The following is a 26,349-nucleotide window of genomic DNA, read 5'->3' as shown; positions in this document are numbered from 1 at the left end:
CCCACACCCCGAACAGGCGGTCGGTGTAGAAGTTGGTCGCATTCAGCAGGTCCACGTCGGCGCGCAGGGTGCCGCCCAAGGTGGTGGCCAGCGCGGCCTTGTCGGCGATGCCGCCGATCGCGTCCAACTCCGGCTTCACCGCCGCCACGCCGCGCGATTCGATGCCGGCCTCATCCATGAACGCGGCGTAGTAGTCGCCGATCAGCTTGGTCTCGCCGCTGGCCTTGGTATCGGCAGCGGCCCCTTCGAGGATGGCGCGGGTATCGGCCAGGGTTTTCTCGGAGATGACATTGAAGCTGCCGTAGCTGGAGCGGTCGGCGGGAATCTCGGTGTTCTTCACCCAGGTGCCGTTGGCGAAGCCGAAGAAGTCATCGCCGGCGGCGACGCTGCGGTCCATGCCGGCGGCATCGAAGCCGAAGCTGCCCAGCTGCGGCTTTGGCGCGGCCGGTGCGGCGGTGGCGGCGGTGTCCGGCGTGGTGGCGGCAGGGGCGGCCGCGTCGCGGTCGCAGGCGCTCAGGCCCAGCGACAGGCTGGCGGCAATGGCGAGCATCAGGGTGGGGCGGCGCAGCGTGGGCATGGACGTCTCAGGCAACGGAGGAAACCCCAAGTCTAATCTCCCCGGCCCGGGCTGGTCGCGCCGGCCCCGGCCGTTGCATCCGGCGGTTGGGGCGCGCCTTGGCTTTGTCAACGTGAACGGCCCGATCCGGCACATCCGGGCCTTCCCGTGCCGCACGCGCTGGTGCATGCTGCGAGTCAAGGCGTCGGACCGCTTAACGGAGCGGTCAAGATTCCCAGGCTTCGGCCGCTCAGGTTTGGGGAAACCAGGAAGCGTTACGCATGAAGTCAGCCCATCGCTGCGGGAGAGGTCGTCGATGCCCGCGTTGAACCACGCATTGGCGCGTCCACTGCGCACGATCGTGTGGCTGGGCGTCGGCCTGGGCGTGCTGCTCGCCGTGGGCCTGACGGCGATGCTGGGCAACGATTACCAGCGCCGCCAGGAAGCTGCGCAGCGCCAGAGCTCGGCGCTCGCCGCCGGTTCGCAGCGCCTGCTTCGGTTGGAACTGCGCAATCTGGAACGGGCCATGCTGGGCATCGCCGAGGACGGCGCGCTGCTGTTCGAGCGGGTGCCGGCGCAGGCGCCTGACCTGCTTGATGATGCGATCAGCGGCGTGCTGCAGCGCCACGCCGAACTGGACAGCATCGTGGTGGTGGACCAGTACGGACGCGCACTGACCAGCGGCAGTGGCGACCTGTACCTGCCGCTGTGGGCCACCGACGCCAATCGCGGCAGCGAGAGCCGCCTGTACATGGGCCCGCCGCAGCAGCGCAACGCACAGCGTTGGGTGTTGCCGCTGGCACTGCGCATGGGCGATGACCGCTGGCTGTTGAGCCGGCTGCACACCAGCGAGCTGCAGTCGATCATCGGCGGGCTGGATACCGGCGAGCACGGCGTCATCTCGATCACCGACGCGCAGGGCTACGTGCTGGCGCGCAGTCCGGACGCCGTGGGGCTGACCGGGCAGCGCTTCAGCCTGGGCAGGCGCGAGATGCTGCGCCGCGATGCGGTCACTCCGCTGGGCATCGAGACCAGCAGCATCGACAACATCGAGCGCATTTCCACGCTGACCACGCTGGGCCAGTACCCGATCGCGGTGTATGCCGGGCTGGGGCGCGATGACGTGCTCGCGCCGTGGTGGCCCTACGTGGAGGCCTCGGTGGCGCTGTACCTGCTGTATTGGGGCATGTTCGCGCTGGTGTATGTCAGCCTGCGCCGCGCCACCCGCAGCCAGGACGCGCTGACCGAGGAACTGCGCACCGGCCATGCCGAACTGCTGATGGCCCATCAGGTCGGCAAGGTCTGCACCTGGTATGTCGATGAAGATGCCTCGCTGCTGCGTTGGTCGTCGTTGGCGCGCGAGATCTTCGGCATCGATATCGAGAGCCTGCCGGTGGCGGCCTTCTTCGCGCGGGTGCACCGCGAGGATGCCGAGCGCATGCAGCAGGCCTTCGATGCGGCCTTCGCCGGCAATGGCGTGCTCGATGAAATGTTCCGGGTGGTGTTGCCCGGTGGCGCCACGCGCTGGGTGTCGGCGCGCGGCCAGCGGGTGGCGGTGGTGGACCGGCAACGGCGCATGATCGGCGCGCTGACCGATGTCAGCGAGCGGGTGCAGGCGCTGGCGCGGGTGCAGCAGGCCGAGCGCCAGTTCCGCCTGCTGTTCGACCGCAACCCGGCGCCGTTCTGGGTGTTCGACCCGGACACGCTGCGCTTCATGGAAGTCAACGAAGCGGCGGTGCAGCAGTACGGCTACAGCCGCGATGAATTCCTGTCGATGAGCATCCTCGACATCCGCCCGCGCGAAGGCTGGGATGAGATCCGTGGCGCGATTTCGCGGGCCACGCTGGGCGACCCGCAGGACGCCCAGATACGCATGCACCGGCGCAAGGACGGCACGCTGTTCGAAGTGCGCGCGCACCTGTCGCGGCTGGATTTCGATGGCCGCCAGGCCTGCCTGGTGCTGGCCGAGGACATCAGCGAGCGGCTGGCCTACGAGCGCGACCTGGCCTACCACGCCACCCACAACCCGGCCACGGGCCTGCTCAACACCCGCGCGCTGGCCGCGCAGCTGGACGAGGAGGGCGGTAGCTACACGATCGCCTACGTGCAGTTCCGTGGCCTGCAGCTGGTCGCCGATACGCTCGGCCGCGAGGTGGGCGAGGTGGTACTGCAGGCCATGGCCAAACGCCTGGGCGGGCTGGGCACGCGCTACGGTCTGCTGGCATTCCAGCCGGCGGAGGACTTCATCTTCGCCATCCGCGACGACCACGAGCGCCAGACCGCGCTGGATACGCTGGTGCAGACCGTGTCCGAGCCGGTGCGCGGGCAGGATTGGTTGCATCAGTTCGAGCCGCGTATCGGTGTGGCGGTGAAGTTCGATGGCGACAACGTGCCGGCCGAACAGGTGATCGGGATGGCGGCGCAGGCCGCGCATGCCGCGCGCGACGAGGGCAGCGTGATTGCGTGGTTCGACAACACGGTGACCTCGCGCCTGGCCGAGCGGCTGCGCCTGGCCGGTCGCATCCACAGCGCCATCGACACCGAGTTCCAGCTGTATTTCCAGCCGATCTGCCATGCCAGCGATGGCACGCCGGCCGCGCTGGAGGCCTTGCTTCGCTGGCCGCAGGCCGACGGCAGTTTCATTCCGCCGGGCGAGTTCATCCAGCTGTGCGAGGACACCGGGCTGATCCTGGCGCTGGGACGCTGGGTGATCCGGGCGGCGGCGGCGGCGCAGCGGCAGTTGGCCGATGCGGGCAAGCCGTTGCCGATCGCGGTGAATGTATCGGCGGTGCAGTTCTTCAACAGCGATCTGGTGGCCGAGTTCGCGCGCGCCAGCCAGGAGTTCGGGCTGGAGCGCGGGGCGCTGCAGGTGGAGCTGACCGAGAGCAGCCTGATGCGCAAGCCGGCCCAGGCCAAGCAGACGATGCAGCGGCTGCATGAGCAGGGGATCTGCATTTCACTGGATGATTTCGGCACAGGCTATTCGAACATGTCCTATCTGCAGCACCTGCCGTTGGACATCCTGAAGATCGACCGCAGTTTCGTGGCGGACGTGGAAACCAATCCGCGCAATGCGTCGATCTGCCGTGCGCTGTTGTCGCTGGGGCACAGCATGGGGCTGACGGTGATCGCCGAGGGCGTGGAGACGCCGGGCCAGCACCAGTGGTTGGCCGCCCATGGGTGCGATCAGGTGCAGGGCTACCTGCTGGGACGGCCGTCGCCGCTGGCCGAGGTGATCGCCCGGCTGGATACCGTCGACGCGCTGTAGCGCTGACGGCGAAAAGCGGCGCCTTTCCCCGCGTCGCGGGAGGGCGTCGGGCAGCCCAGGACGTGACACGCCGTGAACCCRTCCATRGGGGCTCGTTTCGCCGCATCCATGCGGCGCACGGTCACGGCCTGGGCTGCCCGACGCCCTCTGCACAGCGGGCTGCACGCTGCGGAGGGAGGATCAACAGCGATAGCTGCGGCGTTGCTTCTCTTTGCTGGCCCAACCGCACGCAGCTACCCGTCCAGAGGGGGCCGGGTAGGGCTCGACGGGACCGTGCACGGCATGGATGCCGTGTACGAGCCCCCATGGATGGGTTCACGGCGTGTCCCGTCGAGCCCTACCCGGGCCCCTCCTTCCGGAAAACAGAAGCGCTGCTGTTCGCAAAGATCAGCGCAATCAAGCGCGCACCCTCAGCCCAACGCTTCCACCAGGTAATCAATGAAGCTGCGTACCTTCGGAGCAAGGTGATTGCGGCTGGTGTAGACCGCGTAAATGCCGATCGGGGCGACGTCCCAGTCCGGCAGCAGGCGTTCAAGGCGGCCGTCGGCCAGGGCGTCGCCGACCAGGAAATCCGGCTGCAGGATGATGCCCATCCCGGCCAGCGCCGCTTCGCGCAGGACATCGCCATTGTTCGCGCGCAGGCCGCCGCGCACCGCCACGGAAACGTCGCCGCGCGGCCCGCGCAACGGCCAGCTGTCGCCACCGCCCCAGTAGCTGTAGCCCAGGCACTGGTGGTCGGCCAGATCTTCGGGCTGCTGCGGACGGCCGCGCGCGTCCAGATAGGCCGGAGCCGCGCACAGGGTGATCTGGGTGTCGGCCAGCTTGCGCGCGATCAGCGCCGGGCTCGGTTGGCGGGTGATGCGCAGGGCCACGTCGTAGCCTTCTTCGACCATGTCCACCAGGCGGTCGGACAGGGAGAGCTCCAACTGCACCTGCGGGTAGCGCGCGCGGTAGCCGGCCAGCAGCGGGCCCAGCCGGGCGATGCCGTAGCTCACCGGCGCATTGACCCGCAGCAGCCCGGACGGCTCCAGCGCCTGCGCGCCGATCCCGGCCTCCAGCGCGTCGAACTGCGCCAGCAGCTGCACGCATTGCGCGTAATAGGCCGCACCGGTGCTGGTCGGGCTGACCCGGCGGGTGGTGCGGTTGAGCAAACGGGTGGACAGTCGCTTCTCCAGCGCCGCGATCTGCCGCGTCACCCCTGCCGTGGACAGGTCCAGCGCCTGGGCCGCCGCGCTGAAGCCATTGCGCTCGACCACGGCCACGAACACACGCATCGCCTCGAGAGTGTCCATTGTTTCATTTCCCGTAATAAACAGCGTCGTCTGATCGTATTTATCGCCGTGAGTGAGCGCAATAACCTGTGCCCATCCTAATCCGCGAGGTCCCCCATGCAACCGTCCCCTGTACGTGTTTCCGCACTTGCCCCGCTGGGCGCCAGCCTGCTGCGCTGGGGCCTGGGTGCGCTGTTCCTGGTGCACGGCCTGACCAAGCTGCTGGTGTTCACCCCGGCCGGCACCGCCGCCTATTTCGCCTCGCTGGGCCTGCCCGGTGCGCTCGGCTACCTGACCATCGCGCTGGAACTCACCCTGGCCGCCGCGCTGCTGCTCGGCATCTACGCGCGCTGGGTCGGGCTGGCAGGCGTGCCGCTGCTGCTGGGCACCATCGTCAGCGTGCACGGTGCCAACGGTTTCAGCTTCGCCAATGCCGGCGGTGGCTGGGAATACCCGGCGTTCTGGGCGTTCGCACTGCTGGTGCTGTTCTGCATCGGCGATGGCAAGTGGACGCTGGTGTCGCGCTGAGCGCGGCTGCATCGATGTTCTTCTCCTGGAGTCTGTGATGTCCCGTCTGCCCTCGCTGTACATCTCCCACGGTTCGCCGATGACCGCGCTCAACCCCGGTCTGGTCGGCAAGCGCCTGGCGACGCTGGCCAAGCAGTTGCCGCGTCCGCGCGCGATCGTGATGGCCTCGGCGCACTGGCTCACCCACCAGCCGGCGGTGGGCGGGCATGCGCAGCCACCGACGATCCACGACTTCGGCGGTTTCCCGCAGGCGCTGTTCGACCTGCAGTACCCGGCGCCGGGCGATCCGGCGCTGGCGGCCGAGATCGCCGCACGGCTGGATGCTGCCGGCCTGCCTGCCGCGATCGATCCACGGCGGGGCCTGGACCATGGCGCGTGGGTACCGCTGCGCTTCCTGTACCCGCAGGCGGACATCCCGGTGGTACCGCTGGCGATCCAGCCGCTGCTGGGGCCGACCCACCAGTACGCACTGGGCCGCGCGCTGGCACCGCTGCGCGAGCAGGGTGTGCTGGTGATCGGTTCGGGCAGCATCACCCACAACCTGCACGACTGGGGCAACTACGCCGAGGGCAAGGAAGCGCCGTACGTGCGCCCCTTCATCGACTGGGTGGAGCAGCGCCTGCAGGCCAATGACAGTGCCGCGCTGCTGGATTACCGCGCCCGCGCGCCGCATGCGGTGCAGGCGCACCCCAGTGACGAGCACCTGCAGCCGCTGCACTTGGCCATGGGCGCGGCCGGCGGCGAGGTGCTGGGCGCGCAGCGCATCGACGCCGGTATCGATGCCGGTTTCCTGGCGATGGACATCTACCGCTTCGACGGCCAGGCGGCTGCGTGAGCAGCCTGCATACGGTGGTACGTGCGGCCACGGGGCCGGCGCAGGGGCTGGTGGTGCTGTTGCATGGCGTGGGCGGCAATGAACGATCACTGCAGGCGCTGGCCCATGGGCTGGATCCGCGCTTGCAGGTGCTGCTGCCACGCGGTCCGCTCGCGTTCGCTGCGGATGCCTTTGGCTGGTTCACGGTGCAGTTCGGCGCGAACGGGCCGGTGATCGATCCCGCACAGGCCGAGGCCAGCCGTCGTCTGTTGATCGCGTACGTGCGCGACCAGCAGGCGCAGCTCGGCATCGATGCCGCGCACACGCTGGTGGCCGGCTTCAGCCAGGGCGGGATCATGAGCGCAGGCATCGCGCTCACCGCACCGCAGGTGGCGCGGCAGTTTGCGATCCTGTCCGGGCGCATCCTGCCGGAGATCGCACCGCACATCCCGGCCGACATCGCCCGCCGTGGCGTGCAGGGTCTGATCCTGCACGGACGCGATGACAGCACGTTGCCGTTCGCGTTGGCTACCGCTGCATCGGCGCGTCTGCAGGCGCTGGGCGTGGCGCACGCACTGCGCAGCTACGTGGCCGATCACGCGCTGACGCCGGCAATGCAGGCCGATGTCACTGCCTGGAGCGCGCGTCAGCTGCTGTCCAGCGACTGAGCCTGGGCCGCGTCGGCGTTCGCTCCGGCGGACGGGTGTGGTAGTTTTTTTGCAGTTTCCGGCGCCGGCTGCCTCGCAGCCTCCCCCTCGCGCCGTCCACTGGAAAATACATGCATACCATTGAAGTCGTCCTGGCGATGCTGGTGGCCGTTGTCGCCAGCGGCTACCTGGTCCGGGTATTGCCGTTGTCCTTGCCACTGCCACTGGTGCAGATMGGGCTGGGGGCGGTGATCGCCGGGGTGTTCAATCGTGRCCACGCGCTGGAACCGGAAATGTTCTTCCTGCTGTTCCTGCCGCCGCTGCTGTTCCTCGATGGCTGGCGTATTCCCAAGCAGGGCCTGTTCCGCGACAAGGGCGTGATCCTGGAGCTGGCGCTCGGGCTGGTGGTGTTCACCGTGGTCGGCGCCGGCTTCCTGATCCACTGGATGATCCCGGTGATGCCGCTGGCGGTGGCCTTCGCGCTGGCCGCGATCATTTCCCCGACCGATCCGGTGGCGGTGGGCTCAATCGCTTCGCGCGCGCCGATTCCCAAGCGCCTGATGCACATCCTGGAAGGCGAATCGTTGTTGAACGATGCGTCCGGCCTGGTCTGTTTCCGCTTCGCGGTGGCCGCGGTGATGACCGGCAGCTTCTCGCTGGCGACCGCCTCGCTGACGTTCCTGTGGGTGGCGCTGGCGGGCCTTGCGATCGGCGTGGCGGTGACCCTGGGGGTATCGACGTTCCAGCGCTGGCTGTGGCGGCGTTTCGGTGAAGAGCCGGGCGCGGCGTTGCTGGTCAACCTGCTGATTCCGTTCGCGGCCTACCTGCTGGCTGAAGAAGCCAATGCCTCGGGCATCCTGGCGGCGGTGGCCGCCGGCATCACCATGAGCTACGTCGAGCTGACCGGTCGCGTCTCCGGCAGCATGCGCGTGCAGCGCGCGGCGGTGTGGGGGATGCTGCAGTTCAGCTTCAACGGCATCATGTTCGTGCTGCTCGGCGAGCAGCTGCCGGGCATCGTGGATCGCGCGATCACCACCGTCAGCGAGAGCGGCCACCACAGCGCGTGGTGGTTGCTGGTGTACGTGGTGGTGATCAACCTGACGCTGATCGTGCTGCGCCTGGCCTGGGTGTGGGTGTCGCTGCGCTGGAGCGTCCTGCGTGCCCGCCATCGCGGCGAAGTACGGCAAGGCACCTCGTGGCGCATCGTCGTGGCGACCTCGGTGGCCGGCGTGCGCGGTGCGATCACCCTGGCCGGCGTGCTCACCCTGCCGTTGTTCCTGCCCGATGGCAGCGCGTTCCCCGCGCGCGACCTGGTGATCTTCCTGGCGGCGGCGGTGATCCTGTTCTCGCTGGTGGCGGCCAGCGTGGCGCTGCCGCGCCTGCTCAAGGGCCTGGAGCTGCCGGCCGATTCGGGCGAGCGCAAGGCCGAGGACCTGGCACGGCGACTGGCGTCCAAGGCGGCCTTGGCCGGGGTGGAACGCATGCGCCAGCAACTGGTGCAGAACCAGACCACCGAGAACGTGCAGCTGTACAACGACGCCGCCTCGCGGGTGAGCCTGCTGTACCAGCGCAACCTGGAGAAGGACGACGGACCCGATGCGGACCCGGAAAAGGTGCGGCGGATGGAAGAGGGCTACCGCCAGCTGCGCGGCGCCGGGCTGACCGCCGAGCGCGAGGAACTGTTCCGGCTGACCCGGCGCGGCACGATCTCCGATGAGGTCTCGCGCCGCCTGATCCGCAACCTGGACCTGCTGGAAACGCGCCAGCGCGGGTAAACCATAAATCCGGAGGGTAGAGCCACCCCATGGGTGGCTGTCGCAATGCCCGATGTCGGCCTGCGCCCGACCGACGGGTAGAGCCACCCCATGGGTGGCTGTCGCAACGCCGAAGGTCTGGCCTGCGCCCGGCCCGGAAAGCAGCCACCCATGGGGTGGCTCTACCCCCGTGCGGTGGATCAGGCGTCCGGCTTCTGGTCCAGGTAATACGCCACCACGGTGCCCTTGATCTTGATGGTCATCGGGTTGCCACGGCGGTCGCGGGCCTTGCCGGCCTGTACGCGGATCCAGCCTTCGCTGACCGAATATTCTTCGACGTTGTCGCGCTCGACATCGTTGAAACGGATGCCGACGCCACGCTCAAGCGCGGGGCCATCATGGAAGGGACTGGTCGGGTTGATCGCCAGGTGATCGGGAGGGGTATCGCTCATGGTCAGTGCGTCGTAATGGCCACCACGGCCATCTTCCAGACGTACAGGATAAACCGCGGCGGCCCCGCGGCCGAATTTCGCTTCCTGCCAACGCCACTGCACGGCAGAATGCCCGCCTGCCTACAGGAATACCGGTCATGCCTGACAACAGCGATTATTTCGACTTCGAAGAAGAAGAGCGCGATTTCGACGAAGACGATTTCGAGGCGCGGATCTGGAACCTGTTCGTGCTGATCAACCCGGGCGATGAAGAGCTGGGCCTGCAGCAGTTCAACCGCTGGCGCGAGGCGGTGCTGGAAGCCGGCGAGGAGATCGACGAAGAAGCCGACTGGCTGCCGCCGCTGATGGCCGCCATCGCCTGGCAGTCCGGGTTCGAGGTGGACCGTGAGGATGCCGATGCGCTGATGTCGGCGGTCAACGAGCTGTCCGCGCGCTGGAACCTGCAGCTGGACTGGGGCGGCGACCTGGATGACGAGGATTTCGCCGCCAAGGTGGACGCCTCGGTGCTGATGGGCACCGCCTACGACCGCCTCCGCGAGCAGAACTACTCGCTGTGGAGCGTGGACACCGGCAACGACGGCCTGGCCGGCTGGATGGCGCTCAGCCGCGACGACGACGCGATGCTGGCGCTGTGCTCGTTGTTGGGCGTGGAAGTGCGACCGGGCAGCGACCCGTTCTGAGAGACCGGTAGAGCCGACCGTTGGTCGGCTGCCCCTCGCATCCGGCGTAAAAGCCCCCTGACAGCATGTGCCGGCCAATGGCCGGCGCGCAGCCTGCGCTGAGAGGTTCATGAGGTTGCCGGCCAGCGGCCGGCACGCGGCGTGCGCTGAGAGGTTCATGAGGTTGCAGGCCAGCGGCCGGCACGCAGCGTGCGCTGGCAGGTTCATGAGGTTGCCGGCCAGCGGCCGGCACTACGGCTGGTATTGCGTGCGCGCGTTGGCGATGACTGCTTTGACCAGCGCGCGGTCGGTGTGCCGCGAGATGGCTTGCGCGCCCAGTTCGATGGCGTGGGCACGCAGCGGGGCGGGCACGTCGTAGTGGGCGCCGCTGGGTCGGTTCTGGAACGCCCGGCGGGGAATCCCGAGCTGCGCCGCCATGGCGTGCAGCTCGGGCAGGGTGTCGGCCATCAGATGCGCCCAGCGCTCGCCGCGCCAGGGATGGACCGCATCGTCGATATAGACCGTCACCGGATTGCCGTGGCTCAGGCCTGCGGCTTGTCGTCGCTGGCGGCCGGGGCGGTTTCGGCTGCGGCGTCGGTGCCGGCCTCGTCCACGATCTGCGCGTCTTCGGCGTCTTCGGCGTCGTCGCCTTCTTCGCCTTCCACGCCTTCGAACTCGGAGACCAGCTGGGCCAGGTACTCGTCGGCGGTCTTGCCTTCGTCGGCGGCCAGGTCATCGATCAGCTGCTGCAGCTGGCTCGAGTATTCCAGGTTGACCTTGCGGCCTTCCTTTTCCTGCACGTTGGACAGGTGCTTGAGCATGGCCAGCATCGGCACCGGGTTGTCGGCGTTGCCCATGGTCTGGCCGCCGATGGCCAGCAGCCATTCGGTGCCCTGCAGGCCGATCGCGGCGACGACCTGACCCTCTTCGTTGGTCAGCACGGCATGGTTCTGCACCGGCTGCTGGGCGTTGAGGCGGTTGATCGGGCGCTTGGGCTGCTGCTTCTTGCGCTTGTCGCGCTTGGCCTTGGACTGCTTGGACATGGTGGCGTCTATCTACACAGGGAAAGACCGCCATTGTAATGGGGTTGGCCGCTGCCGTCGGCCCGTCCCTGCGGACAGGCTCCACACAGGCACGCGCGGCGCGGACGGCCCGCCCACGCAGGACCCGCCGGTAGGGTCGGGTCGCAGCCGACTGCCGATGGACCGCCCACGCCCGGGAACGCATGACCTCGAAACGATATGGCGCCCGGAACCGGCAGCTGCGTTGAGGGTCATGCCACATCGAACGTTGCCCACCTGCGTGCAGTCGGCCGGGGCGCGACCTACCAAGGCACGTACTTCTCGTCCGGTCGTGCGGCGCCAACAGCGCCAGGCGTGCATGGCCCGACCATTCGGGCGTCCGACCGGCCCGCCGTCCATCCGAACGGCTGACCAGCTGCCCACGCCCGGCTTCCTTCCGTCAGGGTGACCCCGCCGGTGCCTGCGCCGCCTGGATGTCCGGGTCGGCAGCGGTCGGCGACAGCGCCAGTTCCTGTCCGGCACCGGCCAACGCAGCGGCTTCGGCGGCCTTGGTCATCACCACGATGCTGATGCGGCGGTTGATCGGATTGTCCGGCTGGGTCTTGTCGAACAACACCGAGGAGGACAGCCCGACCACGCGGGTCACCTTCTCCTCGGTCATGCCACCGTCGAGCAGGGCGCGACGGGCCGCGTTGGCGCGGTCGGCGCTGAGTTCCCAGTTGCTGTAGCCGTGCACGGCGTTGTAGGCGGTGGTGTCGGTGTGGCCGGTGATGCTGATCCGGTTCGGCACGTGGTTGATGAACTGCGACAGCTCGCGCAGGATGTCGCGCGTGTACGGCTTGAGCGCGGCGCTGCCCATGTCGAACATCGGCCGGTTCTGCTTGTCCACGATCTGGATGCGCAGGCCTTCCGGGGTGAGGTCCAGCAGCAACTGGTCCTTGAACGGTTCCAGCGCCTGGCTTTTGCTGATCGCTTCTTCCAGTTCCTGCTTGAGCRCCTCCAGCTGCTGCTTCTCGCGCTCGCGCTCGGTCTGCGGCACCGGCTTGGCCGCCTGCTGGTTCTGGAACGGGTCGTTGCTGTTGCCCCTCGAAATGTCGGTGGCCCCGCCCAGTTTGATCATCGAGGTGCTGGCGCCGCCGGGACCGGMCATGCCTGGCGCGGCAGTCGGACTCTGCCCCGCCAGCGGGCTGGGGTTGCGGAAGTACTCKGAAATGGCCGCGCGCTCGGGCTTGGTGGTGGCCGCCATCAGCCACAGCACCAGGAAGAAGGCCATCATCGCGGTGACGAAGTCGGCGTAGGCAACCTTCCAGGCGCCGCCATGATGGGCGGCGTGGCCGGCCTTCCTGACCCGGCGGACGATGACGGTGGGTTTGTTCTCGGCCATGGCGGTGCCTTACTTGACCGTCTTGAGGTGCTGTTCGAATTCGCTGAAACCCGGGCGCACGTTCGAGGGCAGGGTCTTGCGGGCGAATTCGAGGGCGATCTTCGGGTTGTAGCCGCGCAGGCAGGCCAGCAGGGCGGTCTTGACCGACTCGTAGATACGGCTGTCCTGTTCGGCGCGCGCTTCCACGGCCGCGGCCAGCGGGCTGACGAAGCCGTAGGCCAGCAGGATGCCCAGGAAGGTACCGACCAGCGCGCCGGCCACGTGCGCGCCGACCTCGGTGATCTCACCGCCGATCGAGCCCATGGTGATCACGATGCCCAGCACCGCGGCCACGATGCCGAAACCGGGCAGGCCGTCGGACACCTTGTTCAGCACCGCCGAGGGCTGCATGGCTTCGGCGTGGTGCTTTTCCAGCTCCATCTCCAGCAGCGGCTCCAGCTCGTGCGGTTCGATGTTGCTGCCGATCATCAGGCGCAGGCAATCGGTGATGAAGTCGACCAGGTGGTGGTCGGCCTGCACCTTGGGGTAGTTGGCGAAGATGCTGCTTTCGGCCGGGCGCTCGACATGGTCTTCCAGCGCCATGAAGCCCTCGCGGCGGGCCTTGTTGAGCAGTTCGTAGAGCAGGCTCAGGACGTCGATGTAGTCCTGCTGCTTGTAGGCCGGGCCCTTGAACACGCCGATGGTGGCCTGCAGGGTCTGCTTGACGGTCTTGACCGGGGTCCCCACCAGAAACGCGCCCAGCGCCGCGCCGCCGATGATGACCAGTTCGTACGGTTGCCACAGGGCGGCCAGCTTGCCGTGCGCGCCGAGGTAGCCGCCGAGCACGCTGATGATGACGATGAGGAATCCAACGAAGATGAGCATGGGGCCGGCGCGGAGTAGGGGATACCTCCATGTCGGCCCGTCCCCCGGTTTTCTGAAGGGGGCGTTTGTTCGATGTCACACTTTTGCGACGCCGATGTGCGGACCTGCGGCCCGCACCCACCGGTCCGAGCCGGTCGCTTCAGTCCGCCGCCCGCGACGTCAACCCGCGGGCTGGGCTTCGGCGCCGCCGCGCTGCAATGGGTCCGGGTAGGGTTCGCCATTGGGGGTGAACGACAGCGAGACCGAATTCAGGCAATGCCGCTCGTGGGTCGGTGGTGGACCATCGGGGAACACATGGCCGAGATGGCTGTCACATCGCGCGCAGACGATCTCGGTACGGATCATGCCGTGGCTGATGTCGCGGATCTCGCGCACATGCGCCGGGTCGAACGGGGCGAAGAAGCTCGGCCAGCCGGTCCCGGAGTCGAACTTGGTGCTGGAACGGAACAGCGGCAGCCCGCACAGGCGGCAGCCATAGACGCCGTCCTGCTTGTTGTCCAGGAACACGCCGCAGTAAGGCGCCTCGGTGCCGTGCTGGAGCAGCACCCGGCGCTCATCGGCGCTGAGACCGGCCACCAGGGCCTGGCGCTGGGCGTCGCTGGGGGGAGAGAGATCGAAGGCGGTCATGGCGGTTCCTCGCGGGGGTGGGTTCAAGATTGGGCCGGCGGCGGGCGCTTCAACCCGCGCGGCCTTGATCGGCGATGTTCATGGTGCTGATACCCGCGTGGGTGCAAGGTGGAGTCCTGATCCCCGCCGGAGCCTGCCATGTCCCGCCACCCCTGCCTCGCCGCTGCGCTGCTGGTGCTGTTGCCGGCCGCGGCCATGGCGCAGATCGGGCCGCCGCCGAGCCCGACCAAGACCCGCCCCGTGGTGGTCACCCAGCCCAGCCCCACGCCGCTGCCCACGCCGGTGCGTCCGGCCCCGGTCGACAGCCTGTCCGGGCAGATGGCGCCGGTGAAGTCCGACAGCCAGGTCCAGCAGCAGCTGCGGACTCATCCGATCCAGGCCCAGGGCGACGGCCCGGCCCAGCCGATCCAGGGCCCGACCCTGCAGCCCAAGGTGTACGACCGCCACGGCCGCATCATTCCCGGTGCCAAGCAGGTCGGCCCCAACCGCGTGCTCGATACCCGTACCGGCCGGTATTACGACGCCATCCCCAGCGGCAACGGCCAGCAGATCAAGCCGTAACTGGCGGTAAGGACGACCCACGGTCGACTGCCGTAGCGATGCGGCGTTCGATGCCAGCATGACCTCACGCGCAGCGCGCCATCGATGAACGCTCCACAACCGCGCCCCGCAGTCATGTGCGTCAACGATTGCGCTCACTGTTTTTTCGCCTGCGATTAACCGTTTTTCCGGAACCCTGTGCGTGCGCCGGAATGCGGCGTATTCCAAGGTTTTTCAGAAGAGTGCAATCATGACCAACCAGCAGAACCAGAAGGGCGGGAAGATGCCGCAGCAGGAACAGCAGGGCAGTCAGCAGCAGCACCAGAAGGCCGGCCAGCAGAACCAGCAGCAGTGGGACCAGCAGAACCAGAAGGGCGGCAAGCAGCCGGACCAGCGCAGCCCCGGTTCCAAACAGCAGCGCTGACGCGCGCGTCATTCCACGACCCGAGGCGGTGCGCGCAAGCGCGCCGCCTTTCGCGTTTGGTGGCCGCCCAACTCAATCCGGAATCGGCAACATCAACGTTTCCTTGACCTCTTCCATCACGATGTAGCTCTTGGATTCGCGCACGTGCGGCAAGGTCAGCAGCGTGCTGCCGAGCAGCTTGCGGTAGGACGCCATCTCGCTGATGCGGGCCTTGAGCAGGTAGTCGAAATCGCCCGAGACCAGGTGGCATTCCAGCACGTTGGGCAACTTCAACGCGGCGCGCCGGAACTCCTCGAAAATGTCGCCGGACTTGTAGGCCAGGCTGATCTCCACGAACACCAGCAGGCTGGCCTTGAGGTAGTGCGGATCGAGCTTGGCGTAGTAGCCGGTGATGGCGCCATCGCGCTCCAGGCGGCGTACCCGCTCGGTGCAGGGCGTGGTCGACAGGCCGACCCGTTCGCCCAGCTCGGTGAAGGAGATCCGGCCCTCGGCCTGCAGGATGCGCAGGATCTTGCGGTCGATCTTGTCCAGCTCGCGGGGGCGCACGGCCATTGGCGTCATCCAGGCATGGGGGTTGGCAGGACAATACCCTGCCATCGCTGCTAAAAACAGGCGAAAAGCTGGGTTTGGCCGGAATATACTTCCGTAAATATGGTCCCGGCACGCTCCAGTGCAGGGAATGATCGGGTTGGAGAAGCAGCATGCGCGTTCTAGTCCTTGGCAGCGGCGTCATCGGCACCACCAGTGCCTGGTACCTGCGGCAGGCCGGGTTTGAAGTCACGGTCGTGGACCGCCAGCCCGGTCCGGCGCTGGAAACCAGTTTCGCCAACGCCGGCCAGCTGTCGTTCGGGTACACCTCGCCGTGGGCCGCCCCMGGCGTGCCGCTGAAGGCGGTCAAGTGGTTGTTCTCCGAACACGCCCCGCTGGCGATCCGGCCCGGCCTGGATTGGCGCCAGTACGCGTGGCTGGCGCAGATGCTGCGCAACTGCACCCACGAGCGCTACGCGATCAACAAGGCGCGCATGGTGCGCATGTCCGAATACAGCCGCGACTGCCTGAACGAGCTGCGCCGCGAGACCGGCATCGAATTCGAAGGCCGCGACCTGGGCACCACCCAGCTGTTCCGCACCCAACAGCAGCTGGACGCCTCGGCGCAGGACATCGAAGTGCTGGCCCAGTACGGCGTGCCCTACAAGGTGCTCGACCGCGAGGGCATCATCGCCCACGAGCCGGCGCTGGCCGGGGTGGCCGACAAACTGGTCGGCGCGCTGTGGTTGCCGCGCGACCAGACCGGCGACTGCCAGCTGTTCACCCGTCGCCTGGCGCAGATGTGCGTCGATGCCGGGGTTGAGTTCCGCTTCGACCAGGACATCGCCGGCCTGCAGACCGATGGTGACCGCATCACCGGGGTGCGCATCGACGGCAAGCTGGAAACCGCCGACCGCTACGTGGTCGCGCTCGGCAGCTATTCGCCCTCGCTGGTGGACCCGCTGGGCCTGCGCCTGCCGGTGTACCCGCTCAAGGGCTACTCGCTGACCCTGCCGATCACCGACGCGGCAATGGCGCCGACCTCGACCATCCTGGACGAAAGCTACAAGGTGGCCGTCACCCGCTTCGACGACCGCATCCGCGTCGGTGGCATGGCCGAAGTGGTCGGGTTCGACCTGTCGCTGTCGCCGCGCCGCCGCGCCACCCTGGAAAAGGTGGTGGGCGATCTGTACCCGCACGGCGGCGACCTGTCGCGCGCCGAGTTCTGGACCGGGCTGCGCCCGGCCACCCCCGATGGCACGCCGGTGATCGGCGCCACCCCGTACCGCAACCTGTTCCTCAACACCGGCCACGGCACGTTGGGCTGGACCATGGCCTGCGGTTCGGGCCGTTACCTGGCCGACCTGATGAGCGCGCGTCAGCCGCAGATCAGCACCGAAGGCCTGGATATCTTCCGTTACGGCCATACCGCCGCATCCGTTGTTCATAGTGAGCCCAAAGCATGCGCCCAGCCCGCGCGTTGATCGACCTGGACGCGTTGCGCGCCAATTTCCGCCTCGCCCGTGACCTCGGTGGTGGCCGCAAGACGCTGGCCGCGATCAAGGCCGATGCCTACGGGCACGGTGCCATCGCGTGCGCGCGCGCGCTGCAGGGCGAGGCCGACGCGTTCGGCGTGGCCTGCATCGAAGAGGCGCTGGAACTGCGCCAAGCCGGCATTACCACGCCGATCGTGCTGCTGGAAGGGTTCTTCGATGCCGACGAGCTGCCGCTGATCGTGCAGCACAACCTGTGGTTCGCCGTCGGTGCGCCGTGGCAGGTCGATGCGGTGGCCGCGTTCGACACCGATGCCACGCTGCATATCTGGCTGAAGCTGGACAGCGGCATGCATCGTCTCGGCCTGTCGCCGGCCGATTTCCGCACCGCGCACGCGCGCCTGAGCGCGCTGCCGCAGGTCGGGCCGATGGTGCTGATGAGCCACATGGCGCGTGCCGATGAACTGGACAGCCCGCGTACCCGCGAGCAGGCCGACACCTTCGCCGCGGCGATCGAAGGCCTGGCGGGCGAAACAAGCCTGTGCAACTCACCGGCGCTGCTGGGCTGGCCGGACGTGCGCAGCGACTGGGTGCGCCCGGGCCTGATGCTGTACGGGGCCAATCCGTTGCCCACGCACTCGACGTTGACCGAGCGCCTGCGCCCGGTGATGACCATGCAGTCGAAGATCTTCGCCGTGCGCGAGATCGGTATCGGCGAGCCGGTCGGCTATGGCGCGCGCTTCGTTGCGCAGCGTCCGACCCGGGTGGGCGTGGTGGCGCTCGGTTATGCCGATGGCTACCCGCAGTTCGCGCCCAATGGCACGCCGGTGGTGATCGACGGCCACGCGGCCACGCTGATCGGGCGGGTATCGATGGACATGCTCACCGTGGATATCACCGACCTGCCGCAGGCCGGGGTGGGCAGCACCGTCACCTTGTGGGGCCAATCGCCGCGTTTGGATGTGCTGGCGCCGCTGTGCGGGGTCAGTGCGTACCAGCTGCCGTGTGCGGTCAAACGGGTGCCGCACGTCCTGCAAGGGTGAGAACCGGGTAGAGCCACGCCCTGCGTGGCTGGGCACCGTCAGTGCCACGCATGGCGTGGCGTTACGCAATCCGGGTCAGTTGCTGGCGGTGGCCGGGGCGCGCAGGTCGCGCTGGGCCCAGTCGTCCAGCAGCCGCTTCTCGTAGCGCAGCGGATCGGTATCGCGCTGCATGCCGATGTTGTGCAGGTAGCCGGTGTCGGACAGCTTGCGCTCGGCCTCGGCCAGCACCTGGCCCTGGGCGTCACGCAGGGTATAGCTGAGCGTGATCCGCGGCGGGTAGACGTCGCGCAGGATGCGGATATCGGTGCCGCGCGGTCCGTGCCAGGGCTCGTAGTCGCCGGCGCGCTTGATGTCGGTGATGGTCACCTCCAGGGTCTGCCCTGGCTGCAACTGCTTGCCGGCGGTCTTCTGCGCGTACTGCGCCAACTGCTGCACCCAGTCGCCGCGCTCGGCCTCGAAGCGGTTGCTGCTCTGGCGGATTTCGGTGAACTGGGCCGGGTCGGTCCAGCTGACCTTGACCGGGCCATCGCCGCTCAAGGCACGCGGTGCCTGGGGATCGGTGACCGAACGCGGGGCCGCGCTGGCGCAGCCGATCACCAGCAGGCAGGTCAACAGTCCGGCTACCAAAGGTTTGCGGTTCATGGCGACTCCTCGATCACGATCACAGACGGATCCGGGCTTGAGTGTGTTCCTGTTCGCCGGGTGGGACAATCGACACGCCCCCTGCCGCAGCCCCCGGTTGCCGCGAATTCACCTACGTCAGAACCCGAACCCGCCTGACCCCGCGCTTGACGCTACGAATACGCGGTCTGGAAGATGCTGTATACCTCCGTTTCGCCAGTTGCCCCATTGACGCCTTTGTCCAGCCTGCCCACTTCCACCCTTGAACGTTCCCCTTTCATGACGCCTGCGGCAGATTCCGGCCTGTACCGGAGCATGCTGGAGCAGATGAATGCCGGCTTCTGCGTGATCGAGGTGTTGTTTGAGGACAAGATCGCCGTCGATTACCGGTTTTTGGAGTTCAACGAGGCGTTCGAGCGAAATACAGGGCTGATCGGCGTACTTGGGCAGCGCGTCACCGAGGTGGTGCCGGGGCACGAAACCGAATGGTTCGAGGTCTATGGTGAGGTTGCCGCGACCGGCCAACCCCAGCAGTTCGAGCAGGAAGCGCGTGCGCTGGGACGCTGGTATTCGGTCGAAGCGGTGCGCGTCGGCGCCCCGGGCGACAACCAGGTGGCGGTGGTGTTCTTCGACATCACCAGCCGCAAGCAGATCGAAGTGGAACTGGCCGAAAGCGAAGCGCGTTTCAGTGCCCTGGCCGACGGGTTGCCGATGCCGGTGTGGGTGCTGGACGAGCTGGGCCACGCCCGGTTCGTCAACAGCGCGTTCACCGAGTTCTTCGGTGGCGACGAGCGCGTACCCGAAGCGGTCTGGCAGGGCCTGGTGCATCCCGACGATGCGTCGGTGTTCGACTACGAACTGCAGGAAGCGCTGAAAGCGCAGCGCTCGATGCACGCGCTGGTACGCGGCCGCCGCGCGGATGGGCAGTGGCGCTGGCTGGAAATGAACGCGCGTCCGCGCTTCTCGCGGATGGGCCGGTTCATCGGCCTGGCCGGCAGCAGCCCGGATGTGACCGAGCGCCGCGAAATCGAGATGGCACGCGAGGAGCTGCTGCAGTCCGAGCGCGCCGCACGCAGTGCCGCCGAGAACATGGCGCGGTTGAAGGACGAGTTCCTGGCCACGCTGTCGCACGAACTGCGTACCCCGCTGACCACCATCCTGGGCTGGAGCGAACTGCTGCTGCAGCGGGTGGACAACACCAGCCCGCTGTTCAAGGGCCTGGGCGTCATTGCCAACAGCGCGATGGCGCAGAAGCGCCTGATCTCGGACATGCTCGACCTCAGCAGCATGCTGCTGGGTAAGGTCCAGCTGGAAGTGGAAGTGCTGGACCTGCGCGCCCAGCTGACCGAGGCGATGGGTGCCCAGGAGCTGGTCGCCGAGGGCAAGGCACTGGAGATGAGCCTGGTGCTGCCCGAGGAACCGGCGCTGGTGCTGGGCGATGCCACCCGGCTGCAGCAGGTGCTGTGGAACCTGCTCTCCAATGCGATCAAGTTCACCCCGGCCGAGGGCACCGTCACGGTGACCCTGCGCGCCGATGGCGGCCACTGGTCGATCAGCGTGGCCGACTCCGGTGACGGCATCGCCCCGGAATTCCTGCGTCACCTGTTCAGCCGCTTCCGCCAGGCCGATGGCACCACCACGCGGCGTCATGGTGGGCTGGGACTGGGGCTGGCGATCGCCCAACAGCTGGTTGAACTGCACGGCGGCGCGGTGTCGGCCGCCAGCGAAGGCCCTGGCCACGGCGCCACGTTCACCGTGCGCTTGCCGCACTACCAGCCGCAGGCCGATGGTCGCCCGCTGCGCGAGGTATTCAGCGGGCCGATCGGCGAACAGATCATCGAGCCGTATCCGCTCAAGGGCCTGCGCCTGCTGGCGGTGGAAGACCAACCCGAAGTGCTGGAGTACCTGCGCCGGCTGTTGGAGGAGCAGGGCGCGGAAGTCACCGCAGCGACTTCGGCCGGTGAAGCTCTGGCGCTGCTCGACCAGGGCGGCCACACCGGCATCGACGTGCTGCTGACCGATATCGGCATGCCCGGCATGGACGGTTACGGCCTGGTGCGGACCCTGCGCGAAGACATCGGCGTGGAAGCGGACGCGTTGCCCGCCGTGGCGGTGACGGCGCTGGCCCGCGCCGATGACCGCAAGCGCGCATTGGCCTCGGGCTTCCAGGAGCACGTGGCCAAGCCGTATTCGGTGGCCCAACTGGTCTCGGCCGTGCGCAGCGTGCTCGGCAACCAGCGACGTGCTTTGCCGGACCGTTGACGGCGGCATGCCCACAATCGACCGGGTACGCCACAGGAGTCCACATGTCCCGTTATGCCCCCACCATCCACACCGATCCGGCGCGGATCGCCGCCCTTGAAGCACTGTTGCCGCAGCTGCACGGTCAAACCCGGGTCGAAGTGACCCTCGACGATGGCAGCCGCGTGCTGGGCACGGTCGCGGTGCAGCCGACGCTTCAGCAGTACCGCGACGCCGACGAGAACGAGGGCAGCAACGGCCAGCTGCGTCTGGACGACCTGGATGCCCCGGTGCAGCAGCACCTGGTGTGGCTGGACCGGATCGCCGCGATCCGGCAGTTGCCGCCGGTGGAATGACGGGCGGCAAGCTGCCTGGGCTGATCCGGCTCGAATACGCCGGATCAGACGGGCCGGCTCAGTGCTGGAACACCTCCGGCTCGGCCTCGAACCGGCGGGCGTAAGCGCGTTCGTCGGCCACCCGCGCCACCTCGTCATCGGCCATGTCCGGCGCGCCGTATACCGCATAGGCCACGCTGCCGTCGGCCTGCTTGCCCACCTGGTGCAGGCGGTAGCGCGAGTGGCCGCCGCCGCTGTCCTGCGGGTAATGCACTGGCGGCTGCGCGCCCTCCATGTCCATCTCGCTGTTGTCGACTACGCCACCGACAAACAATGCACGCATGAGCCATCTCCATCGCAAGTGAGCCTCCACCCTGACGGTTGGGATGTTGGCAGGGGATCAACGCGGCGTTGAATAAACGCAAATCGGCCCGGGGCGGGGCCGATCCGGGCGAACCGGTAGAATGGCCGTCTCCTTTCAAGATGTGCCTCCCGATGGCTGCCCAGCACGACGCTCCCCTGGAAACCCTGTTCCTGCCGTTCGCCAGTGGCGTGCTGTCCTGGCCCGCCGGCCCGGTGCTGTTCCTGCGCGCCCGCGATGGCTGGCCGCTGCGCGAACATGCCCAGCCGGGCCAGCTGGTCTGCGAGCAGAGCTTCCGACCGTTCGCCGACGCGCTGGAAGCCAGCGGCTGGACCGTGCGCGACGAGCAGCAGCTGGCCAGCGACACCACCCGCTACGCCGTGGTGCTGGTGTTGCCGCCGCGCCAGCGCGAGGAAGCCCGGGCCCTGTTCGCCCGGGCGCTGGCCCTGACCGCGCCGGGTGGCGTGGTGGTGGCCTGCCAGCACAACAATGAAGGCGCGCGCTCCGGTGAAGGCGACCTGCAGGAGCTGGCCGGCCTGGGCGGCAAGCTGACCAAGAACCACTGCCGCGCCTACTGGACCGCGCCGCTGAACGGCCAGCACGACGCCGCGCTGGCCCAGCGCTGGGCGACCCTGGACGCGCCGCGGGCGATCCTGGGCGGCCGCTTCCAGAGCCGTCCGGGCATCTTCGCCTGGGACCGCATCGACCCGGCCTCGGCGCTGCTGGTGGAGCAGCTGCCGGCCGACCTGGCCGGCCGAGGCGCCGACCTGGGCGCCGGCTTTGGCTACCTGTCGGCTGAAGTGCTGGCGCGCTGCCCGGGCGTGACCGGGCTGGACCTGTTCGAGGCCGAAGGCCGCGCCCTGGCGCTGGCGCGCGAGAACCTGTGCGCGCTGAACAAGCCCGCGGCGCTGGCCTACCACTGGCAGGACGTCACCGCCGGCATCGAAGGCCAGTACGACTTCATCGTCACCAACCCGCCGTTCCACACTCCGTCGCGTGCCGACCGCCCCGACATCGGCCAGCGTTTCATCGCCGTGGCCGCGCAGGCGCTGCGCCCGGGTGGGCGGATGTGGCTGGTGGCCAACCGCCACCTGCCGTACGAGCAGATCCTCAACGACAGCTTCGGCCAGGTCCGCGTGGCCGCCGAACGTGACGGCTTCAAGCTGATCCAGGCGACCAAGGCCAAGGACACCGGCCGCACCCGCGAGCCGACCCGGGTCAAGGACAGCCCGCGCGGCCGCAACTGGGACCGTGCATGAAACTGGTCAAGCTTCTGGCCAACCTCGGCTATGGCAGCCGCAAGCAGGTGCAGGGGATGTTCCGCGCCGGCCTGGTCACCGATGCCGACGGCGAGGTGCTGTATGCCGATGACGTGATCGCGCACGAGGCGATCCGGGTCGAGGGCGAGCCGCTGGACCCCCCGCAGGGGCTGACCCTGATGCTGCACAAGCCGCGCGGTTACACCTGTTCGACCAAGGACAAGGGTCGGTTGATCTACGACCTGCTGCCGCCGCGGTATCGCGAGCGCGCGCCGGTGCTGTCCTCGGTGGGCCGGCTGGACCGGGACACCAGCGGCATGCTGCTGATGACCGACGACGGCGCGCTGCTGCACCGGATCGTGTCGCCCAAATCACGCCTGGACAAGGCCTATGAGGTGACCTTGGCCGAAGACCTGCGCGGCGATGAAACCGCGCGCTTTGCCAGTGGCGGCCTGTTGCTGGAATCGGACGACAAGCCGCTGCTGCCGGCCGAGCTGCACGTGAACGGCCCGCGCCAGGCGCAGCTGGTGCTGCATGAAGGCCGCTACCACCAGGCGCGGCGGATGTTCGCTGCGGTCGGCAACCATGTCGAGGCGCTGCACCGCAGCCGCATTGGTGGGTTGTCGCTGGACGGGCTGGAAGAAGGCCAGTGGCGCACGCTGGATGCTGCCGACCTGGAAACCCTGTTCGACGTGCCATGAGCCAGATCGCTGCGCTGCCGTTCCTGCCTGACGCGGTCATCTTCGACATGGATGGGTTGATGATCGACAGCGAGCGGGTGTCGGTCGAGTGCTGGTCCCAGGCCGCGCAGGAACGGGGGCTGCCATTCGAGGACGGCTTCTGGCTGCGCATGGTCGGGCTGGGTGATCGCGACTGCGAATGCCTGCTGCTGGAGCGCATCGATGCGGACCAGGTGGCGGCGCTGTTCGCGCGCTGCCACGACCTTTACGAACAACGCACGCACGCCGGGCTGCCGTTGCGGCCGGGCATCCTGGAACTGCTGCAGCTGTTGCGCGAGCACGACGTGCCGCGCGCGGTGGCGACCTCGACGCGGCAGCCGCGGGCATCGCGCAAGTTGGCGGCGTCCGGGTTGCTGGATTTCTTCGACGTGGTGGTGACCAGCAGCGACGTCGCCCATCCCAAGCCGGCGCCGGACATCTACCTGCTGGCTGCGCAGAAACTGGGCAAGGCGCCAGCGCGCTGCCTGGCGCTGGAAGATTCGCCGGCGGGTATCCGCGCGGCGGTGGGCGCGGGCATGACCGCGATCCAGGTGCCCGACCTGGTCCATCCCGACGAGGAACTGCGCGCGCTGGGCCACCGCATCGTCGGTTCGCTGGTAGACGCGCACGCGCTGCTGCTGCCGCATCTACGGTAGAGCCGAGCCAYGCTCGGCTGCYKTTCCTGCCGGSATCATGACCGCCGGACCGAGCGCGACGGGCAGAWGCTACGCCGGCAACGCCGAYGSYGGTTTGAYGRATGKYGGCKTCGGRTGCGTGTGCCGCGCTGCGCGCGGTTGCCGAGCATGGCTCGGCACTACCGGTCACGCGTGRTGCGGGATTACCAGCGCGTGATCGGTCCACGCGTGATGCGSGATTGCCGGCGCGTGATCCGTCCACACGTGGTGCGGGATTACYGGCGCGTGATCGGTCCACGCGTGATGCGGGATTACCGGCGCGCGATCCGCCCACGCGTGGTGCGGGATTACCGGCGCGTGATCCGTCCACACGTGGTGCGGGATTGCCGGCGCGTGATCCGTCCACGCGTGGTGCGGGATTGCCCGCACGGCGTCCGGTCATGTGGCCTGCTGCGGAACGTTTCGGTAGAGCCGAGCCATGCTCGGCTGCCTTTCCTGCCCGAAGCACGACCGCCGGACCCAAGGCAAAAAGCCCGGCGCAGTGGCCGGGCTTTTTCATCACTGCATCAACCGCGCATCACACCCGGCCGAAGACCAGCGCCGCGTTGGTGCCGCCGAAACCGAAGCTGTTGGACATCACCGTGTTCAACTGCGCATCCTGGCTCTGGCGCACGATCGGGAAGCCCTCCACCAGCGGATCGAGCTCGCCGATGTTGGCCGAGCCGGCGATGAAACCGTCGCGCATCATCAGCAGGCAGTAGATCGCTTCGTGCACGCTTGCCGCACCCAGCGAATGGCCGGACAGCGCCTTGGTCGAGGACAGCGGCGGGATCGCTTCGCCGAACACCTCGCGCACGGCCTTCAGCTCGGTGACATCGCCCAGCGGGGTCGAGGTGCCGTGCGTGTTGAGGTAATCGATCGGGCCGGACAGGTTGGCCATCGCCATGTTCATGCAGCGCACCGCGCCTTCACCGGACGGGGCCACCATGTCGGCGCCATCGGAGGTGACACCGTAGCCGACCAGCTCGGCGTAGATGCGTGCGCCACGGGCCACGGCGTGGTCGTAATCTTCCAGCACCAGCATGCCGCCACCACCGGCGATGACGAAGCCATCGCGGTCCTTGTCGTACGGGCGCGAGGCCGAGGCAGGGGTCTCGTTGAAGCGGGTGGACAGCGCGCCCATGGCGTCGAACATCACGCTCATCGACCAGTGCAGGTCTTCACCACCACCGGCGAACATCACGTCCTGGGCGCCGTGGCGGATCAGGTCGGCGGCCGCGCCGATGCAATGGGCGGAGGTCGCGCAGGCCGCGGACAGCGAGTAGCTCAGGCCCTTGATCTGGAACGCGGTGGCCAGGCATGCCGACACCGTGGAGCACATCGTGCGCGGGACCATGTACGGGCCGACCTTGCGCACGCCACGCGCACGCAGGATGTCGGCCGATTCGACCTGCCACTGGCTGGAACCACCGCCCGAGCCGGCGATCAGGCCGGTGCGCGGGTTGGCGACCTGCGCCGCGTCCAGACCGGCATCGGCGATCGCATCGCGCATGGCGATGTAGGCATAGGCCGAGGCATCGCTCATGAAGCGCTTGAGCTTGCGGTCGATCTGCGCGTCCAGGTCCAGTTCGATGTTGCCGCCGACGTGGCTGCGTAGGCCGGCTTCGGCATGGTCCGGCAGATTGCGGATGCCGGGACGGCCTTCACGCAGTGCGGCGGACACGGTGTCCAGATCGTTGCCCAGGCACGAGGTGATGCCCATTCCGGTAATGACGACGCGACGCATCAGAAGTTCTCGGTGGAGGTGAACAGACCTACGCGGAGGTCTTTGGCGGAATAGATTTCACGGCCGTCCACCAGCATGCGGGCGTCGGCCTGGGCCATCACCAGCTTGCGGTTGATGACGCGGGTGATGTCGATTTCATAGCTCACCAGCTTCGCTTCGGGCAGCACCTGTCCGGTGAACTTCACTTCCCCGCAGCCCAGGGCGCGGCCGCGGCCGGGGGCGCCGAGCCAGGTGAGATAGAAGCCGGTGAGCTGCCACATGGCATCCAGGCCGAGGCAGCCGGGCATGACCGGGTCGCCGATGAAATGGCAGCCGAAGAACCACAGGTCCGGGCGGATATCCAGTTCGGCGCGCACCAGTCCCTTGCCGTGTGGGCCGCCGTCGTCGCGGATGTCGGTGATGCGATCGAACATCAGCATCGGATCGTTGGGCAGGCGACCGCTGCCCGGGCCGAACAGTTCACCGCGGGCGCTGGCCAGCAGTTGTTCGCGCGAGAACGCGTGGAGACGAGTCATGGA

The 26,349-nt window shown here is 68.0% G+C and carries 27 protein-coding genes and 1 pseudogene; 15 read left to right on the top strand and 13 right to left on the bottom strand.

Annotated features, from left to right (window positions below):
- A pseudogene (locus tag ACXJKH_RS01075) lies at nt 1–577 on the bottom strand (M13 family peptidase); the annotation flags it as partial.
- 295 nt (nt 578–872) lie between these two features.
- Between ACXJKH_RS01075 and ACXJKH_RS01070 the strand changes: the two are divergent.
- The gene (locus ACXJKH_RS01070) at nt 873–3,824 is read left to right on the top strand and encodes an EAL domain-containing protein (RefSeq protein ID WP_457317965.1); all 2,952 of its coding nucleotides are present in this window, start codon (nt 873–875) and stop codon (nt 3,822–3,824) included.
- Nucleotides 3,825–4,234: 410 nt separating this feature from the next.
- Here the strand turns inward: ACXJKH_RS01070 and ACXJKH_RS01065 are convergent, their stop codons facing one another.
- Nucleotides 4,235–5,116: a LysR family transcriptional regulator gene (locus ACXJKH_RS01065; RefSeq protein ID WP_457317964.1), complete on the bottom strand. Its 882-nt coding sequence runs from the start codon at nt 5,114–5,116 to the stop codon at nt 4,235–4,237.
- A gap of 96 nt (nt 5,117–5,212) precedes the next feature.
- On the opposite strand from ACXJKH_RS01065, the gene ACXJKH_RS01060 reads away from it, so the two are divergent.
- The 4 genes from ACXJKH_RS01060 (at nt 5,213) to ACXJKH_RS01045 (ending at nt 8,859) form a co-directional block, all read left to right on the top strand.
- Nucleotides 5,213–5,623, top strand: a complete 411-nt coding sequence (locus ACXJKH_RS01060; protein ID WP_256775137.1) for a DoxX family protein — start codon at nt 5,213–5,215, stop codon at nt 5,621–5,623.
- 37 nt (nt 5,624–5,660) lie between these two features.
- Complete coding sequence (locus tag ACXJKH_RS01055; protein ID WP_457317963.1) at nt 5,661–6,458, top strand: DODA-type extradiol aromatic ring-opening family dioxygenase; 798 nt, start codon at nt 5,661–5,663, stop codon at nt 6,456–6,458.
- Nucleotides 6,455–7,105, top strand: coding sequence for an alpha/beta hydrolase (locus ACXJKH_RS01050; RefSeq protein WP_457317962.1), 651 nt, complete (start codon nt 6,455–6,457; stop codon nt 7,103–7,105). Before ACXJKH_RS01055 ends, ACXJKH_RS01050 begins: the two co-directional genes overlap by 4 nt.
- 110 nt (nt 7,106–7,215) lie before the next feature.
- Nucleotides 7,216–8,859 carry a Na+/H+ antiporter gene (locus ACXJKH_RS01045; RefSeq protein WP_457317961.1) on the top strand — a complete coding sequence of 548 codons (1,644 nt, stop codon included), beginning with the start codon at nt 7,216–7,218 and terminating at the stop codon, nt 8,857–8,859.
- A 179-nt stretch (nt 8,860–9,038) separates the two neighbouring features.
- On the opposite strand, the gene ACXJKH_RS01040 is transcribed toward ACXJKH_RS01045, so the two are convergent.
- Nucleotides 9,039–9,290 carry a DUF3297 family protein gene (locus tag ACXJKH_RS01040; protein WP_256775141.1) on the bottom strand — a complete coding sequence of 84 codons (252 nt, stop codon included), beginning with the start codon at nt 9,288–9,290 and terminating at the stop codon, nt 9,039–9,041.
- Nucleotides 9,291–9,427: 137 nt separating this feature from the next.
- Here ACXJKH_RS01040 and ACXJKH_RS01035 point away from each other — a divergent pair, with 137 nt between their 5' ends.
- Complete coding sequence (locus ACXJKH_RS01035; RefSeq protein WP_256775142.1) at nt 9,428–9,970, top strand: DUF6630 family protein; 543 nt, start codon at nt 9,428–9,430, stop codon at nt 9,968–9,970.
- A gap of 231 nt (nt 9,971–10,201) precedes the next feature.
- On the opposite strand, the gene ACXJKH_RS01030 is transcribed toward ACXJKH_RS01035, so the two are convergent.
- The 5 genes from ACXJKH_RS01030 to msrB form a co-directional block, all read right to left on the bottom strand.
- Nucleotides 10,202–10,477 (bottom strand): DUF4031 domain-containing protein, encoded by a 276-nt coding sequence (locus ACXJKH_RS01030; protein ID WP_457317960.1) that lies wholly within the window; start codon nt 10,475–10,477, stop codon nt 10,202–10,204.
- Nucleotides 10,478–10,491: 14 nt separating this feature from the next.
- The gene (locus ACXJKH_RS01025; protein ID WP_457317959.1) at nt 10,492–10,992 is read right to left on the bottom strand and encodes a hypothetical protein; all 501 of its coding nucleotides are present in this window, start codon (nt 10,990–10,992) and stop codon (nt 10,492–10,494) included.
- A gap of 418 nt (nt 10,993–11,410) precedes the next feature.
- The gene (gene motB, locus ACXJKH_RS01020) at nt 11,411–12,355 is read right to left on the bottom strand and encodes a flagellar motor protein MotB (RefSeq protein ID WP_457317958.1); all 945 of its coding nucleotides are present in this window, start codon (nt 12,353–12,355) and stop codon (nt 11,411–11,413) included.
- A 9-nt stretch (nt 12,356–12,364) separates the two neighbouring features.
- Nucleotides 12,365–13,219, bottom strand: coding sequence for a flagellar motor stator protein MotA (gene motA / locus ACXJKH_RS01015; protein WP_256775146.1), 855 nt, complete (start codon nt 13,217–13,219; stop codon nt 12,365–12,367).
- A 159-nt stretch (nt 13,220–13,378) separates the two neighbouring features.
- The gene (gene msrB, locus ACXJKH_RS01010; protein WP_256775147.1) at nt 13,379–13,846 is read right to left on the bottom strand and encodes a peptide-methionine (R)-S-oxide reductase MsrB; all 468 of its coding nucleotides are present in this window, start codon (nt 13,844–13,846) and stop codon (nt 13,379–13,381) included.
- Nucleotides 13,847–13,984: 138 nt separating this feature from the next.
- Between msrB and ACXJKH_RS01005 the strand changes: the two genes are divergently transcribed.
- Nucleotides 13,985–14,407: a classical arabinogalactan protein 4 gene (locus ACXJKH_RS01005; RefSeq protein ID WP_457317957.1), complete on the top strand. Its 423-nt coding sequence runs from the start codon at nt 13,985–13,987 to the stop codon at nt 14,405–14,407.
- Nucleotides 14,408–14,636: 229 nt separating this feature from the next.
- Nucleotides 14,637–14,810, top strand: coding sequence for a lana protein (locus ACXJKH_RS01000; RefSeq protein WP_256775149.1), 174 nt, complete (start codon nt 14,637–14,639; stop codon nt 14,808–14,810).
- A 72-nt stretch (nt 14,811–14,882) separates the two neighbouring features.
- On the opposite strand, the gene ACXJKH_RS00995 is transcribed toward ACXJKH_RS01000, so the two are convergent.
- Nucleotides 14,883–15,362, bottom strand: a complete 480-nt coding sequence (locus tag ACXJKH_RS00995) for an Lrp/AsnC ligand binding domain-containing protein (RefSeq protein WP_256775150.1) — start codon at nt 15,360–15,362, stop codon at nt 14,883–14,885.
- A 149-nt stretch (nt 15,363–15,511) separates the two neighbouring features.
- Between ACXJKH_RS00995 and ACXJKH_RS00990 the strand changes: the two genes are divergently transcribed.
- Both ACXJKH_RS00990 and alr read left to right on the top strand, forming a co-directional pair.
- Entirely contained in the window at nt 15,512–16,822 is a 1,311-nt protein-coding gene (locus ACXJKH_RS00990; protein WP_457317956.1) for a D-amino acid dehydrogenase, read from the top strand.
- Nucleotides 16,801–17,874 carry an alanine racemase gene (gene alr, locus ACXJKH_RS00985; protein ID WP_256775152.1) on the top strand — a complete coding sequence of 358 codons (1,074 nt, stop codon included), beginning with the start codon at nt 16,801–16,803 and terminating at the stop codon, nt 17,872–17,874. Before ACXJKH_RS00990 ends, alr begins: the two co-directional genes overlap by 22 nt.
- Before the next feature lie 75 nt (nt 17,875–17,949).
- On the opposite strand, the gene ACXJKH_RS00980 is transcribed toward alr, so the two are convergent.
- Complete coding sequence (locus ACXJKH_RS00980) at nt 17,950–18,516, bottom strand: DUF3016 domain-containing protein (RefSeq protein WP_256775153.1); 567 nt, start codon at nt 18,514–18,516, stop codon at nt 17,950–17,952.
- Nucleotides 18,517–18,690: 174 nt separating this feature from the next.
- Between ACXJKH_RS00980 and ACXJKH_RS00975 the strand changes: the two genes are divergently transcribed.
- Nucleotides 18,691–20,757 carry an ATP-binding protein gene (locus ACXJKH_RS00975; RefSeq protein WP_457317955.1) on the top strand — a complete coding sequence of 689 codons (2,067 nt, stop codon included), beginning with the start codon at nt 18,691–18,693 and terminating at the stop codon, nt 20,755–20,757.
- A gap of 44 nt (nt 20,758–20,801) precedes the next feature.
- Nucleotides 20,802–21,092: a DUF3247 family protein gene (locus tag ACXJKH_RS00970; RefSeq protein ID WP_457317954.1), complete on the top strand. Its 291-nt coding sequence runs from the start codon at nt 20,802–20,804 to the stop codon at nt 21,090–21,092.
- Between the two features lie 58 nt (nt 21,093–21,150).
- On the opposite strand, the gene ACXJKH_RS00965 is transcribed toward ACXJKH_RS00970, so the two are convergent.
- Nucleotides 21,151–21,414 carry a hypothetical protein gene (locus ACXJKH_RS00965; protein ID WP_256775156.1) on the bottom strand — a complete coding sequence of 88 codons (264 nt, stop codon included), beginning with the start codon at nt 21,412–21,414 and terminating at the stop codon, nt 21,151–21,153.
- Between the two features lie 152 nt (nt 21,415–21,566).
- On the opposite strand from ACXJKH_RS00965, the gene ACXJKH_RS00960 reads away from it, so the two are divergent.
- The 3 genes from ACXJKH_RS00960 to ACXJKH_RS00950 are packed head-to-tail and all read left to right on the top strand — an operon-like array spanning nt 21,567 to nt 24,066.
- Complete coding sequence (locus tag ACXJKH_RS00960) at nt 21,567–22,691, top strand: class I SAM-dependent methyltransferase (RefSeq protein WP_457317953.1); 1,125 nt, start codon at nt 21,567–21,569, stop codon at nt 22,689–22,691.
- Nucleotides 22,688–23,392, top strand: a complete 705-nt coding sequence (locus ACXJKH_RS00955) for a pseudouridine synthase (RefSeq protein WP_256775158.1) — start codon at nt 22,688–22,690, stop codon at nt 23,390–23,392. The genes ACXJKH_RS00960 and ACXJKH_RS00955 overlap by 4 nt, the downstream gene beginning before the upstream one ends.
- Nucleotides 23,389–24,066, top strand: coding sequence for an HAD family hydrolase (locus ACXJKH_RS00950; protein ID WP_457317952.1), 678 nt, complete (start codon nt 23,389–23,391; stop codon nt 24,064–24,066). Before ACXJKH_RS00955 ends, ACXJKH_RS00950 begins: the two co-directional genes overlap by 4 nt.
- A gap of 556 nt (nt 24,067–24,622) precedes the next feature.
- On the opposite strand, the gene fabB is transcribed toward ACXJKH_RS00950, so the two are convergent.
- Both fabB and fabA read right to left on the bottom strand, forming a co-directional pair.
- Nucleotides 24,623–25,831, bottom strand: a complete 1,209-nt coding sequence (gene fabB / locus ACXJKH_RS00945) for a beta-ketoacyl-ACP synthase I (protein ID WP_256775160.1) — start codon at nt 25,829–25,831, stop codon at nt 24,623–24,625.
- On the bottom strand, nt 25,831–26,346 hold the full coding sequence (gene fabA / locus ACXJKH_RS00940; RefSeq protein WP_038690696.1) for a 3-hydroxyacyl-[acyl-carrier-protein] dehydratase FabA: 516 nt from the start codon (nt 26,344–26,346) through the stop codon (nt 25,831–25,833). Before fabA ends, fabB begins: the two co-directional genes overlap by 1 nt.
- Nucleotides 26,347–26,349 lie beyond the last annotated feature (3 nt).

The organism is Stenotrophomonas sp. P5_B8 (assembly GCF_054049855.1).
The sequence above is the reverse complement of the archived record's forward strand: the minus strand, read 5'-3'. Positions and strand labels throughout refer to the sequence as shown.

Bases quoted from the DNA above. Each gene is read 5' to 3' on its own strand.
- ACXJKH_RS01070 (WP_457317965.1), top strand. From the start codon at position 873: ATGCCCGCGTTGAACCACGCATTGGCGCGTCCACTGCGCACGATCGTG.
- ACXJKH_RS01065 (WP_457317964.1), bottom strand. From the start codon at position 5,116: ATGGACACTCTCGAGGCGATGCGTGTGTTCGTGGCCGTGGTCGAGCGC.
- ACXJKH_RS01060 (WP_256775137.1), top strand. From the start codon at position 5,213: ATGCAACCGTCCCCTGTACGTGTTTCCGCACTTGCCCCGCTGGGCGCC.
- ACXJKH_RS01055 (WP_457317963.1), top strand. From the start codon at position 5,661: ATGTCCCGTCTGCCCTCGCTGTACATCTCCCACGGTTCGCCGATGACC.
- ACXJKH_RS01040 (WP_256775141.1), bottom strand. From the start codon at position 9,290: ATGAGCGATACCCCTCCCGATCACCTGGCGATCAACCCGACCAGTCCC.
- ACXJKH_RS01035 (WP_256775142.1), top strand. From the start codon at position 9,428: ATGCCTGACAACAGCGATTATTTCGACTTCGAAGAAGAAGAGCGCGAT.
- ACXJKH_RS01025 (WP_457317959.1), bottom strand. From the start codon at position 10,992: ATGTCCAAGCAGTCCAAGGCCAAGCGCGACAAGCGCAAGAAGCAGCAG.
- motA (WP_256775146.1), bottom strand. From the start codon at position 13,219: ATGCTCATCTTCGTTGGATTCCTCATCGTCATCATCAGCGTGCTCGGC.
- msrB (WP_256775147.1), bottom strand. From the start codon at position 13,846: ATGACCGCCTTCGATCTCTCTCCCCCCAGCGACGCCCAGCGCCAGGCC.
- ACXJKH_RS01005 (WP_457317957.1), top strand. From the start codon at position 13,985: ATGTCCCGCCACCCCTGCCTCGCCGCTGCGCTGCTGGTGCTGTTGCCG.
- ACXJKH_RS01000 (WP_256775149.1), top strand. From the start codon at position 14,637: ATGACCAACCAGCAGAACCAGAAGGGCGGGAAGATGCCGCAGCAGGAA.
- ACXJKH_RS00995 (WP_256775150.1), bottom strand. From the start codon at position 15,362: ATGGCCGTGCGCCCCCGCGAGCTGGACAAGATCGACCGCAAGATCCTG.
- alr (WP_256775152.1), top strand. From the start codon at position 16,801: ATGCGCCCAGCCCGCGCGTTGATCGACCTGGACGCGTTGCGCGCCAAT.
- ACXJKH_RS00980 (WP_256775153.1), bottom strand. From the start codon at position 18,516: ATGAACCGCAAACCTTTGGTAGCCGGACTGTTGACCTGCCTGCTGGTG.
- ACXJKH_RS00975 (WP_457317955.1), top strand. From the start codon at position 18,691: ATGCTGTATACCTCCGTTTCGCCAGTTGCCCCATTGACGCCTTTGTCC.
- ACXJKH_RS00970 (WP_457317954.1), top strand. From the start codon at position 20,802: ATGTCCCGTTATGCCCCCACCATCCACACCGATCCGGCGCGGATCGCC.
- ACXJKH_RS00965 (WP_256775156.1), bottom strand. From the start codon at position 21,414: ATGCGTGCATTGTTTGTCGGTGGCGTAGTCGACAACAGCGAGATGGAC.
- ACXJKH_RS00960 (WP_457317953.1), top strand. From the start codon at position 21,567: ATGGCTGCCCAGCACGACGCTCCCCTGGAAACCCTGTTCCTGCCGTTC.
- ACXJKH_RS00955 (WP_256775158.1), top strand. From the start codon at position 22,688: ATGAAACTGGTCAAGCTTCTGGCCAACCTCGGCTATGGCAGCCGCAAG.
- ACXJKH_RS00950 (WP_457317952.1), top strand. From the start codon at position 23,389: ATGAGCCAGATCGCTGCGCTGCCGTTCCTGCCTGACGCGGTCATCTTC.
- fabB (WP_256775160.1), bottom strand. From the start codon at position 25,831: ATGCGTCGCGTCGTCATTACCGGAATGGGCATCACCTCGTGCCTGGGC.
- fabA (WP_038690696.1), bottom strand. From the start codon at position 26,346: ATGACTCGTCTCCACGCGTTCTCGCGCGAACAACTGCTGGCCAGCGCC.